Consider the following 12,681-nt stretch of genomic DNA (forward strand, 5'->3'; position numbering starts at 1 on the left):
GTTGACAGATGTGCCGAGACATACCATTCAATGATGCAACTCAACGTTACGGAAGGGGGGCTGGCTTCCAGCCTGCAGGTGCTTACGACATTCGATCTAATCTGGATCGTTGCTGCGCTTGTACTGGGCGGAATGGCCAAGGGCATCACTGGCATTGGTGTGCCGCTGGTTGCGATGCCGATCGTCAGCCAGTTCATGCCGATTCGAGATGCAGTATTGCTGCTGTCCATGCCGATCATTCTCGGCAACATTCCGCAGGCGCTGGAAGGTGGTCAGGTGCTTGCAACGGCGCGGAAGATCGCCGCGCCGATCGCGGGGACGGTGTTCGGTAATATCGCCGGCGTGGCGATCCTGCTTTCGTTGAACTCGGGTCACGCACAAGCAGCCTCTGGCGCACTACTGATTGTGGTCGCGACGCTGATGCTCGCGGCACCGAAGCTCAATTTGGCACCCGCATGGCGCAAACCTGTTGGTTTCGTGCTCGGCTTCGGTGCGGCAGTGACGGAAAGCATTGCATCGGTTCCCGGCCCATTGCTCGCCACTTACTTGATTTCGTCCGGAGCGAGTGGCCGGGCGTTTACGAAGCAGATCGCGATCATCCTCGTGGTATCGGTCGTTACGCTGCTCACTACGCTCAGCGGTGCGGCGCAGGCGAGCGGTGCGGATCTCGTGATCTCGACGGCCGCCACGCTGCCAGCGATTGCCGGCATGTGGCTGGTTCGTCCGCTGCGGGACCAGATGTCCCCCGAAATTTTCAGGAAGGTCGTCCTGCTGCTCGTGCTCGTCGCAGCGATGCAAATGATCTGGAAATCCGGCATTTTTCGACACGGCGGATCATCCGCCACCGATGCGTGCATCTGGCACGCGATCGAGCTGCACCATATGTGTATGTCGTGCTCGAGCTCGCCGCCCGAGGCGCACACGTGTGCGCATTCGAATTCAGCACATATGTGCAATGAGCTGACCTTGACCTGAGACGTTTGTCCTTCACCGCGCGTGGTAATCCATGGCAAAGCCGACTCGTCGAAAGCTTCAATCGCAAACTGCGAGACGAATTGCCAAACTGCGAATGGTTCAGTAGCCGCGCCGAGGCCACGGTGCTCATCGCTACCAACCTCCGGCCACGGTCCGCCGAGCCTGGCTGGATTCCGATAATATCGACGCGAGACTCACTGCTTGATTGGTCAAAGAACTCCGCCGCAGGTCAGTGCTACTCACAAGTCACGTGGTTCCCTTCATCAATGTGTTGAGCCGTGTGATGAGTTGTTCGACCTTGGTGCAAAAGACCGCCAATGCCGCCTCTTGACCCGAGAGGCCACCCAGCCGAAGTTGGGTGGCCAATTTTTCACCATAATCGCCCAAAACACCTGAGCCGAATAATTTGCTTGCGCCAGCTATCCGATGGATGCGATCGGCAGCGGCTGCCGCGTTTTTGTCGCCTACTGCTGCATGAAGGAAAGCAATATCCTTCAAGGTCTCCGTCACGAATCCTTGAATCAATATCGTCGGGTATGCGCCTTCTTCGGGCAAGCGATGCCCGACGAGACTGCTCATGGAGTCTGTCCGTGTCCGGCACCGCGAAATCCCGATCCAATGCGCGAGTTGGTCACGCAGCACGGCTAAGGTGGTCGGTTTGACGAGCAAGCCGTCCATGCCGGCTTCCGCGCATCGAATTGCTTCGTCGGGCAATGCGTTTGCAGTTAAGGCGAGAATGGGGGTATCCCGTGATTGATGTTCCCGGGAGCGGATGCGTCTCGTCAATTCATAGCCGTCCATCTCCGGCATCGCGCAATCGCTGAGTATCAATGCGAAATCGGAATTATCCAGTACTCGGAGCGCGTCCAAGCCGTTGGATACCGCAACAGCGGTATAACCGAGTCGTTCAAGTTGCGCCTTGGTGACAAGGCGATTGACCGGATGGTCGTCGACGACAAGAATCTGAAGCCCCGAAGTTTGATATTCAACATGCAGATGCTGGATATCGGTCTCGGCAGATCGAGTTGCACCGACGACATGTAGGCAAAGTGCTTCGACCGCGGAGTACATCAACGGATTGTGGCTGAGCCGACACGTGCCCTCAGCCGAGATCTCGTAGCCCGTTGGAATCGGGTCGACCGTTAGTCCGATAGCTGGCCTGTCGTTATCAATTTCCTCGAGTCGACTTTCGTCGACAAAGTGTATGTCCGCCTGTGAGGCAGCTCCCATGGGGATGATACCGAGCGGTATCAAGAGCTCGCGTAACGCTGCGGCTAGCGCCGAGTCGGACGACGCGATATATGCATGCTTTCCCGCTAGCGGCGTGGAACGGATCTGGAGCTGTACGTCCAGGTCTAGTTCAACCGTGATCCGAGTGCCTAAACCCGGAGTGCTGTCAACGTGAATGGATCCATGCATCAGCTCGACCAGGCGTTTGCAAATGGCCAAACCCAATCCAGTGCCGCCGAAGCGGCGTACGATCGAAGTGTCGGCCTGCGTGAAAGGCGCGAACAGGCATTGCAGTTGCGCGGGCGCGATGCCGATGCCCGTGTCATGTACCGTAAAGTGCACACGTTGGCACGCTTCCCGTTGGTCGAAGACGGAGATGCTGATGCCGACCTCGCCGTTTTCCGTGAACTTGATTGCGTTGCTTATCAGATTAATGAGAATTTGGCGAAGGCGCAGGCCGTCGACTTTCAATTCGGCGGCAAGTTGGTTACTGACGGCATTGCGAACGACAAGGCCCTTGTCGTGAGCCAATGTAGCGGCTATGGCGCTGACGCCGTCCACGAGCGCGCGTAGATCAGTCGGCTCCGTCAGGATCTCCAGGTGTCCGGCATCTATCTTCGAGAAATCCAGAACGTCGTCAAGAATCTGCATCAAGGTCATCGCAGCATCCCCGACCATGTGAAGCATCCGTTGCTGCCTTGTGCTCAACGATTCGTGGCGCAATAGTTCCAACATCCCTATGATCCCGTTCATTGGCGTGCGGATCTCGTGGCTCATGGTGGCGAGAAATCGAGACTTTGATGCTGCCGCAATTTCAGCCGCTTCTTTCGCGCGGGCGAGCTCTTCCGCCTGCGCCTTGGCGTGAGTGACGTCCGACCAGACTCCGCTCCAGAACATCGTCCCATTTAGCTCCGTTTGTGGCGTCGCTTCGGTGTGGATCCATCGCTCGCGGCCATGTGACACACATCGAAAATCGATGGAGATCGGCGTCATGGTAAGCGCCGAGTACTTGACGGCCGATTTAATGAGAGGCCTGTCATCGGGATGGACCCGCGAGAGCGCCGTAAGCGCATCGGCTTCCATCGTCAGCGCGTCCAGATCCCACATGGCCCGCGTATCGCCACCTACATAAGGAAACCTTAGTGCGCCATCCGGTGTACGACGAAATTCGAAGACGACGACTGGAAGGTGAGAAGTCACGCGTCTTAAACGTTGATCCAAAGCACGCGCACGTTGTTCCGCGTCGCGAATGGTCGACACATCGACCAACGTCACCAGAAGGCCGCCTGGCTTTCCGCTTGGTAATTGAAATGGATGCATCCAGTACAACCAGGATCGCAACTTATGGTCGCCGTCCATCAGGTTGATCTCGGCATGATGGGCTCGATTCTGATCTTGGACTTGCTCGCTCATCGTGTGGATTTGCATACTCCATGCGGGTTCCACCGGTAAAGCTTCCAGCGTTGTTCTACCTATCAGGTCCTCACGCTTCACCGAGAATGCGGTTTCATAGGCATGGTTGAGCGCGATATATCGGTTCGAACTATCTTTGGCAGCCAGCGGATACGGGAGTGACTCCATTAGCGCTTCACGAAAGCTAAGCTGGTCTGCCAACTCGTGTTCGGCCGCCAGTCGCTGACGGACCTCGTGACGAAGCCGGACGTACGCGATGATAACGGTCGCCAATATGATCGCAGCGCCTAGTAACGTAAGCTCGAAGGTTTTCCATGGCAGCCCGGCTGAATAGCGGGGCCAAAGCCATCGGCTTCGAATCCGTTGTTGCTCCATTTTTGGCATCGCGGCAATCGCGTTATTGATTAGGGGCAACAGTCTTTCATAGCGGCGGTGTATCGAAATACTCAACCGACTCTCTATATTGGCTGGCGATGCAATCTTGAGAGCACCCGGGAAATAGCTCCTGATGTTGAAATCGACGATCGCTGCGTTGCCGAGATAAGCGTCGGCACGCCCCTCCGCTACCTCTTGCATCGCGTGATAGGCGTTGGTGGCCACGGCAATTTCAGCGTCTGGCAGTTGGCGCAATACCTTTGCGGGAAGCTCGCTTGGATCCGAAATAACTATTCGACGACCCGCGAGATCGACGATGCCTTGCGGCAGCGCGTGGGGACGGGTAACGATGACGTCGGGAAGGGTAATAAACGGCGTACTGTAGAGCAAGTCTTCGCCGTGCCCGGTCGGCGAATTGACAGGCGCTGCCACATCCACGTGACCTGATTGCGCCAAGGACAAGGTTTCTGACCACGAATTCGTTTTCACCAGTATAAAGCTGATGCCAAGGGATTCCGAGATATACGTCAGATAGTCGGCGACGATGCCGCTCGGGCGACCACTGGCATCAATGTAGGCGATCGGCGCCCAGTCAGGATCGACGCCAAGCTTGATCGGAGGCAGCGAAGCCAGCCAGCGTCGCTCGTCTGCCGTGAGCGCCAAACCATGGGCCTCGTTAGGAATCTGCGGCGGCAACACCGGGTTTGTCGGCGAAGGTTGCGTCAACCGAAGCGCTGATGTTTCGAGATTTTCAACCGTTGCCGAATCGATCGGATTCATAGTCAGGACGACTATGGCCATGATGCTGCTCAACCGGACACTTACCCAAAAGGTATTCTTCAAAGTAACGGATTATGTGGAGTACGTTGCAATGTGCGCCGTATACAGCGTTTCAATTCGCCTTGCACCTCATCGCTTTGAGGCCTGGAGCCCGAGCCGAGAGGGCCGTGACGTCCAATAGCACTCGCAATGAGGAGGACAGCGTCAACCGTTGAGCCCGAGATTGGTGACGTACTCGTAGAGTTCGGCATCGCTTTTGAGACCGAGCTTGCGTTTTGCCGATGTTTTGGCCCAACTGACCGTTTTAATTGTCCGATGGAGAACTTGGCTGACTTCGGCCGGTGATTTGCCACTGCCGAGAAGGCGCAATACTTCGAGCTCTCGAGGAGTCAAATTAGCGGCACGCCGGCTTTCTGTTTCTGTCAGCCCAAGCTTCGACAGTTCGAGCTGCAACTTGGCGCTGATGTAGACTGCACCTCTTAGGGCGGAACGGACGGCAGCGAACAGTTCGTTCCTTTCCGCTCCTTTCTCAACGATACCCAGGACACCTTCGTTCAACATCGCACGTAACAGCCCGGCATTTGCCATGTTTGTAAGCACGATGATCGGTAAAGCTACGTGTTCTCGTCGAATCGACGACAGCATAGGCAAGCCGTCGACACGTCCAGTGTTAGGCATCGAGAAATCCGTAATCACGACATCGCACGCGACGCGTGCCAAAATCGACATCAATTCCCTGGAGTCGCGAGCTTCCCCCACGACCTCCAGGCCGTTCTGCTCGATCAGAATGCGGCAGCCGAGCAGCATGATCGGATGGTCGTCTGCGAGTACAACGCGGCATGCCATTCCAGAATCCCCATTAATGAGTATCGATCGAGTTTGTCAAATGATATGGGATCGATGTTCGTCAACCAAAGAAAACCAGATTACGCCTGTGCGTCTCGCGTAAATATCAGAATTATCTGATTTCTCAATTGCGTGCATCACTTTGTATTGCTGTTTGATCGCACCTGGCGTTTTGTAATTTTCGTACTGAAGATTTGTGAGGGCGGTGGCAATTCGAATTTTGATTGCTACGGCGCGGCTTTGGGATCCAATGCTTTGTTGGTGATGGTATTAACGATGACGCGGGGTAGGGTCGAGATTCCGGGCCCATAGCGGTAGCCGCTGGCTGGCCGCTTACCCTCTACAACCATGAACGACCACATGCAACCCTGAAATACAAACGCCCGACGCAGTGCATCAGGCGTTCTAGCGACTCGATACTGTCAACCTACACCAGGACTCGACACCCCGCACGCGTTGCGCCGCACGGCCGGTATGTGTGGCATCGATTTCGATGCCACTTCACTTACTTTGAGCAAGTTACTGACCGAAATTTCAAATGCACGGGATCGAATGGGTGGGTGTGCCGGAGTTCCTCAGGTGTTTGGCCATGCATATCGCGTGCGCTATCGCTTGTTTAAAAATTATATCTTTTATAATTGAAATACTGCCCGTTTACGGGATGCTCAGTGATTGCGTAAACGTTCGAGCAGTTCGTACTCGACCGGATCGCTCGCGCACTGACCACCACCGCATTCGAGTAACGTCGATACGAGATTGGCGATGATCATAAGCCCGAAGACTGCCATCGCGATTCGTCCGTTGGTACTCATCGACGGAGGTTGCATAGAGTCACTTGTGCGGCGGACAGCGAGCAGCAAGGAAACATACAAAATGATCAATACCGACGCGATAAAGCACCATGTGTAGAAATGCAGTCCCCACAGAGTCGAACCATACGCTCCTGAATCAGGTGAAATGTGTAGCAGTACCTGACGACCTGCGATGACTCCGGTTGCGACAGCGCTGACGAGCACGCAGCAATAATGTGTGCCACGTACACCGTATCTGATGTTCATTGCGAATCCGATCCCGGCGAGAATCAATCCGACGCGCTGTAGTAAGCAAAATGGACAGGGCAGCTCATTGAATACAAGTTGATAATAGAATGCGACGAGCAATGCTGCACTAATTGAAATTAATGCAAGAATATCTAGCGTATTGTTTGTCGCGGCGTTGCCGTTGATCTCGTTTCGAAGGGTCTTCATTTTCATTATCGCGATGTCATTTAGAGATATAGATTGAGCGAATCCGTCGCATGATGAGCGAATGAGAAAAGAGTCGAGATCAGCGCGGCGATGAAAAAGTAGGTCGTCGTACGCGAACGTTTGCAGTATATTATTGAGACGAACGATGCTAGTGACAACAGAAAAGGAAGAAACATGAAAATTTCGAGTCCTTCAGGTGGTGGTTAAAACGAAAAGCGTGACGAGGTTGGGTCAAACGACTAAAAATAGATTGCCTGTCACAGGTTGGAATAGAAGAGCCGGGAAGGTTGTCGTAGCGATCGTGGCAGATGCTGCGTTTGTGCTCTCCTTATTTTGGGATGCCGCTACGATCAGCACTCGTCATAAGTAGCTCTCCATTCCTCCTATCAGCGTCTATATCGTCGATTCAGTTGAGCCCTCTCCCGGGCGTCATCCGAGCGTGCCGACAATGCTGACTTCCGTATTGTCGGGAACTTCGTTGTATGACAGGACGGTTAGGTCCGGTGAGAACAGTTTGGCGTACCGCGCGAGCATCGGGCGAATGCGTGGCACGACGATCAGTACCGGGGCGACACCCATTTGTTTCAATTGTTCGACCACCGCGGGCATATGGGTCTGCAACTGTGATAGGACGTTCGGTTCGACTGGGAAGTTGTCCAGCGGCACACGCGTGCCCGATTGCTCCGCGAGACTTAGGGCATTCAGCAGAATGTTCTCAAGTTCCACTGTAAGGCTGAAACCCTTGAGCGCCTCGTGCTGGGCGCCAAGTCCTGCCACGATCTGGCGACGCAGTGCGCAGCGGACTTCGGCCACGAGCAGTAGCGGGTCCTTGGTGGTTTCTGCGGCCTCGACCAGGGTGGCGGACACGGTTTCGATGTCCTTGATTGACACGTTCTCGGCCAACAACGTACGGAATACCTTGCGCAACTGACTGTGCGTGAGGCATTTCCCCAGCGCATCGGCCAGCACTGGCGCAATGACCGTCAGGCGTTCGATGATGGCGCTTACATTATCGTAGCTGAACAGCTCGGGGATCGTTTCGCGAATTAACTTGGCCGTATGCGTGGCGATTACCGTCGCGCAATCTACCACCTGGTAGCCGAGGCCGAGTGCCTGGGCCTTCTGGTCGGGCTCGATCCACGTGACCGGCATGCCGTAGGCAGGGTCGATGTCTGGTGTGCCATCCAATTCGCCGTAGACGGTAGGTGACGGAATGGCCATCAGCTTACCTGGTTGCACTTGGGCCTGGGCCAGCGCGGTGCCGTTGAGGATGACGGTGTAACCGGAAGGGGGCAGACTCATGTCGTCGCGCGCGCCGATTGGCGGTAGCAGGAAGCCTAGTTGTTCTGAAAGGGTTTGTCTGGTGCCGTGCAGGCGGCGCACCAGGGGCGCGCCTTGAGCGCGATCCAACATCTCCACCAGCTTGTAGCCGAGGGATACCGAAAGCGCGTCCACATACGGTAGGCTGCTCCAGTCGAGTGATTCGTTGCCGGGCGCGGCTAGCGCGGCTTGCATGACGCGTGCGGTTTCTTCCGCCTCGACAGCAGCGGAGGGCGAAGTACGCCGCGTCATCCGATAGCCGACGTAAACGAGTACTGCGGCAAAGCACAGAAACACCAACGTCGGCATGCCCGGGATCAGGCCCAATGCGGCCATCAATGCAGCGGCGCTGAACAGCACCATCGGCGAGGCCAGCAACTGCTGGCCGACCTGTTCCTCGAAGTCGCGTGCGTCGTCGATGCGGGTGACAATTACCGCGGCGGCGGCGGACAGCAGTAGGGCGGGTATTTGCGCGACCAGGCCGTCCCCGATGGCCAGTAGCGCATACTTGTGGAATGCCTCGCTTGCAGGCAAGCCGTGCATGATTACACCGATGATCACACCGCCAATCAAGTTGGTGATGAGAATCAGAATGCCGGCGATGGCGTCGCCGCGCACAAACTTCGATGCGCCATCCATGGCGCCGTAAAAGTCAGCTTCGGTCGTAACGTCTTTGCGGCGTTGCTGGGCTTGTGTCTGCGTGATGACGCCAGCATTCAGATCGGCGTCGATGGCCATCTGCTTGCCGGGCAGCGCGTCGAGCGTGAACCGCGCGGACACTTCCGAAATGCGTTCCGCGCCCTTGGTGACCACTACGAAGTTGATGATCATAAGGATCACGAAGACGACCAGGCCGACCACGAAATTACTGCCGATCACTACATTGGCGAACGATTCGATCACTTGGCCGGCTGCGCTCGCGCCCGTATAGCCGTTAAGCAAAACTACGCGTGTTGATGCGACGTTCAACGTCAAGCGCATCAGCGTGGCGGCCAGGATAATGGTCGGGAAGGCCGAGAAGTCAAGCGGTCGCCTAACGGTCACCGCCACCATTACCACCACAATGGATAGCACGATGTTGAACGTGAACATGACGTCCAATGCGGCCGGTGGAAGCGGCAGAATTACCATCGCCAAGATGGTGAACAGGGCGAGAGGGGCTGCAAACTTCAGGCGCTTGAGTAGGTCGATCACGTTCATCGGGACTGTGATTTTTGCAAGTGTTCGGGAATGGTGATGCCAGTGGGCAGCGATGGAGAAACGTCGCGCTTGCCGCTTCGGAATGCCTTAATCTGGAGCACGTAGGACAGCACCTGCGCTACCGCGCGATACAGCTCTGCCGGAATTTGCTGGTTGACTTGGCTGGTGTGGTAGATCGCACGGGCCAGCGGCGGCAGCTCGAGCACCTCGACGTTGTGCCCTCGGGCGACGTCGCGAATGAACAGCGCAACCTCATCGACCCCCTTGGCTACTACGTACGGCGCTTGTGCACGCGTTACGTCGTACTTGAGTGCGACTGCGTAGTGGGTCGGGTTCATCACCACCAGATCGGCGGTTGGAACGGTCTTGCGGATCCCCTGGCGCGCGAGCTGGCGCTGAATTTGGCGGATGCGGCTCTTGACCTCGGGCCTTCCTTCGGACTGCTTCATCTCCTCTTTGATGTCACGCTTGCTCATCCGCTGGCCGCGCTTGAAGATGATTTGTTGCACCGGTATGTCGGCTAGTGCGAACACGGTGATGATGCACGACAGCGTGAGGGCAGAGGATAGAAACAGGTTCGTCCCACCGATCAGTGCGTTCGCTAACGGCGCGCCTTGCAGGCGGATGAAGCCGCTCAAGTTAGCGCGGCAGACGATGAAGAGCGTAGCCATCAATATGAGGGCCTTGAGCACAGTCGTACCGAACTGCACGTAATGCTTGCCTGACACCAGCCGCTTGAGCCCTGAAATCGGGTTCAAGCGGTTCAGCTTTGGCATGACGTTCTTGTGGCTTATGGTCCAGCCTCCGGGTACCAGCGACGCGACGATGATACCGGCGGGCACTGCGGCCAGCGGGGCAAGCATCTTGCACAGTAGCTGCACCACTGCAGGAAATAGCATCGAGATCGCATTGCAGATCCTGTCGTCGCCGGATAGGTCGGCAAACGACAGCGCGAAAATGTGCTTGAGTTCAACCAGCCACGCCGGCGTGAGTACGACGATGAGCTTGAGAGCAACCAGAATTCCCACACACGTGCCGATGTCTCGCGAACGTGCAACTTGGCCTTCCATTCTGGCTTTGCGAAGTTTTTGCGGGGTGGCCTTTTCGGTCTTGTCGCCGGTTTGTTGCTCGCTCATTGCATTCCCCCGTTGCCGATGGGCCGCGTCGCGAGTCGGTCGTAGAGTTCTAGAACGTGCTCCACCATGCGGCCATAGTGATCCGGCAGTGACGGCAACAGCAGCGTCAGCAGTAACAGACCGAACATGGTCGTAATCGAAAAGCCCAACGCGAAGATATTCAGTGTTGGGGCTACGCGATTGAGGAGGCCTAGGCCGACTTGTACTACCAGCGTGGCGAACATCACGGGGAGTGCCAACGCCACGGCGGCGGAGAAGATCCAGCCTACTGCGAATGCGAGATGCTTGAGCGCGTCGAGGTCGAAGGCAAATTGACCGACCGGCCAAACTGCAAAGCTGCGTGCGATGACACTCGTGAGGATCAGGTGGCCGTCAACTGCGAAGAACAGCAGGATGAACACCACATACATAACGCTGGTGAGCACGTCGGCCATTTGACCATTCATCGGGTCATTGATCTGCGCCATTGACAGGCCCAATTGCGACGACGCGATGGTACTGAAAATCTGTAGCGCGCACAGCACAAGGTGGAACACGAAGCCGAGCAGGCCGCCTATCAGTACCTGTTCGGCCATGGCAGCTACACCTTCGAGCTGCAGCAGGTCGATCACTGGCATCGTAGGAATACCGGGCTGTATGGCTAATGCGAGGAAGAGGGCGACCAGCAGCCGAAGGCGCACGGGAACCATCACTTCACCCAAGATCGGTGATGCGGCCAAAGCGGCAGCGATTCGGCAGAAAGGCCAGAAAATTGTGTTCGCGAGCGGCAGGAGCTGGGCAAGGAAAATTTCCATTGCCGAATCACCCGGTCAATTGTGCGGCGCGGCTGAAGATCTCAACCGTGTAGTGCATTACGCGCCCGGTCATCCATGGGCCAGCCAGCGCGAGTGCGACCAGCGTCGTGAGCAGGCGCGGAAGAAAGCTCATCGTCTGCTCATTGATTTGTGTCGCGGCCTGGAATATGGCGACCAGCAAACCGGTTATCAGGCCTGGTGTAATCAGCACGAGAATGATGACGAGCACCAGACGCAACGCATCGACGGCGAAGCTGGCGGCCAGATCGGGAGTCAGCATCAATAGGCCTTTACGCTGGTAATGAGGGTGTTGACGGTGAGTGACCATCCGTCCACGAGTACGAACAGGAGCAGCTTCAGCGGCAGCGAGATGACTAGTGGCGACAGCATCATCATTCCCATTGCCATCAGTACGGACGCGACTATGATGTCGACGATCAGGAACGGGATGAACAGCGTGGCGCCCATCTGGAATGCAGTCTTCAGTTCGCTCAGCACGAACGCCGACAATTTAACCAGAAACGGTTGCTTCTCCGGATCCGTGACTTTCTCGGTGCCGGAGAGTTTGGCCATCTGCGCGAGCGTGGCCTTGTTCGTCTGCGCAAGCATATAGCGCCCCAGCGGTTGTTCTGATGTCGCGAGTGCGGCTTGCATGCTGATCTTGCCTTGGTCGTACGGCACGAAGGCCTTTTGCCAGATTTCCTCACCGACCGGGCGCATCGTAAGCATGGTCAGCACCAACGCGACACCAGTAACGATGCGCCCTGGCAATCCTTGCTGCAGGCCTAGCGCCTGCTTGACCAGCGAGAGTACGATCACATAGCGCAGGAAGCTCGTCATCGTCATCAGTAGCGCGGGCAGTAGCCCGAGCAGCGTCATTAGAACGAGGATCTGCGTTTTGACTGTGAAGCCTTGGCCGCCGACGGCATCGGACGCGAGCGTCAGCGTGTCGGCTTGCACGAGCACGGGCGTAGCGAAAGCTGCTAACGCTACACACAGGGGGGACAGGAGGTCGCGATTCTTCATGGCGTAAGAGCGTTGAGGTCGTCGAGTTCGATGATGCGGAGGCCATAGTGTTCTCCAGAGACGACGACTTCGCCCAAGCCCACCGGCGTACCATTTACCTTGATGATCAGGGGTTCGCCGGCAAGGCGATTGAGCTCTACCGTCGATCCGGTTTCGTACGACAGCAGATCGGCTAGCGGTACGGTGGCCTCCCCTACCTCCAACGTCAAACGCACGGGAATGCGGCGCAGCATACGCATCGGGTCGCGCGCCGAAGTGGTTTCGGTGATGGATTTCGGATCGTCTCCCAGATCCAGGTCACCCAACGCGGAGAGATCAAGGTCGGTGGTCGAGGTCATG

The 12,681-nt window shown here is 56.6% G+C and carries 11 protein-coding genes and 1 pseudogene; 2 read left to right on the plus strand and 10 right to left on the minus strand.

Annotation, left to right across the window (positions count from 1 at the left end):
• The first annotated feature begins 30 nt into the window (after positions 1–30).
• Both LGN17_RS13620 and LGN17_RS13625 read left to right on the plus strand, forming a co-directional pair.
• Complete coding sequence (locus LGN17_RS13620) at positions 31–975, plus strand: sulfite exporter TauE/SafE family protein (protein ID WP_226197268.1); 945 nt, start codon at positions 31–33, stop codon at positions 973–975.
• 8 nt (positions 976–983) lie between these two features.
• Positions 984–1,180: pseudogene (locus LGN17_RS13625) on the plus strand (integrase core domain-containing protein); the annotation flags it as partial.
• Between the two features lie 41 nt (positions 1,181–1,221).
• Here LGN17_RS13625 and LGN17_RS13630 read toward each other — a convergent pair.
• The 10 genes from LGN17_RS13630 to fliN all read right to left on the minus strand — a co-directional run bounded on the left by LGN17_RS13630 (position 1,222) and on the right by fliN (position 12,680).
• Positions 1,222–4,794, minus strand: coding sequence for an ATP-binding protein (locus LGN17_RS13630; RefSeq protein ID WP_226197269.1), 3,573 nt, complete (start codon positions 4,792–4,794; stop codon positions 1,222–1,224).
• A 183-nt stretch (positions 4,795–4,977) separates the two neighbouring features.
• The gene (locus LGN17_RS13635) at positions 4,978–5,619 is read right to left on the minus strand and encodes a response regulator transcription factor (protein WP_226197270.1); all 642 of its coding nucleotides are present in this window, start codon (positions 5,617–5,619) and stop codon (positions 4,978–4,980) included.
• 665 nt (positions 5,620–6,284) lie between these two features.
• Positions 6,285–6,872: a disulfide bond formation protein B gene (locus tag LGN17_RS13640; RefSeq protein ID WP_226197271.1), complete on the minus strand. Its 588-nt coding sequence runs from the start codon at positions 6,870–6,872 to the stop codon at positions 6,285–6,287.
• A gap of 14 nt (positions 6,873–6,886) precedes the next feature.
• Complete coding sequence (locus tag LGN17_RS36865) at positions 6,887–7,042, minus strand: DUF5993 family protein (RefSeq protein ID WP_226197272.1); 156 nt, start codon at positions 7,040–7,042, stop codon at positions 6,887–6,889.
• A gap of 253 nt (positions 7,043–7,295) precedes the next feature.
• Positions 7,296–9,386 (minus strand): flagellar biosynthesis protein FlhA, encoded by a 2,091-nt coding sequence (locus tag LGN17_RS13650; protein ID WP_226197273.1) that lies wholly within the window; start codon positions 9,384–9,386, stop codon positions 7,296–7,298.
• On the minus strand, positions 9,383–10,522 hold the full coding sequence (flhB, locus tag LGN17_RS13655; protein ID WP_226197274.1) for a flagellar type III secretion system protein FlhB: 1,140 nt from the start codon (positions 10,520–10,522) through the stop codon (positions 9,383–9,385). Before flhB ends, LGN17_RS13650 begins: the two co-directional genes overlap by 4 nt.
• Positions 10,519–11,316 (minus strand): flagellar biosynthetic protein FliR, encoded by a 798-nt coding sequence (gene fliR / locus LGN17_RS13660; RefSeq protein ID WP_226197275.1) that lies wholly within the window; start codon positions 11,314–11,316, stop codon positions 10,519–10,521. The genes flhB and fliR overlap by 4 nt, the downstream gene beginning before the upstream one ends.
• Positions 11,317–11,323: 7 nt before the next feature.
• Positions 11,324–11,596 carry a flagellar biosynthetic protein FliQ gene (locus LGN17_RS13665; RefSeq protein WP_226197276.1) on the minus strand — a complete coding sequence of 91 codons (273 nt, stop codon included), beginning with the start codon at positions 11,594–11,596 and terminating at the stop codon, positions 11,324–11,326.
• Positions 11,596–12,342, minus strand: a complete 747-nt coding sequence (gene fliP, locus LGN17_RS13670; RefSeq protein ID WP_226197277.1) for a flagellar type III secretion system pore protein FliP — start codon at positions 12,340–12,342, stop codon at positions 11,596–11,598. The genes LGN17_RS13665 and fliP overlap by 1 nt, the downstream gene beginning before the upstream one ends.
• Entirely contained in the window at positions 12,339–12,680 is a 342-nt protein-coding gene (fliN, locus tag LGN17_RS13675; protein ID WP_226197278.1) for a flagellar motor switch protein FliN, read from the minus strand. Before fliN ends, fliP begins: the two co-directional genes overlap by 4 nt.
• Position 12,681 lies beyond the last annotated feature (1 nt).

The sequence above is a fragment of the Burkholderia sp. AU30280 genome, assembly GCF_020420125.1.
In the GTDB taxonomy this organism is placed as follows: Bacteria; Pseudomonadota; Gammaproteobacteria; order Burkholderiales; family Burkholderiaceae; genus Burkholderia.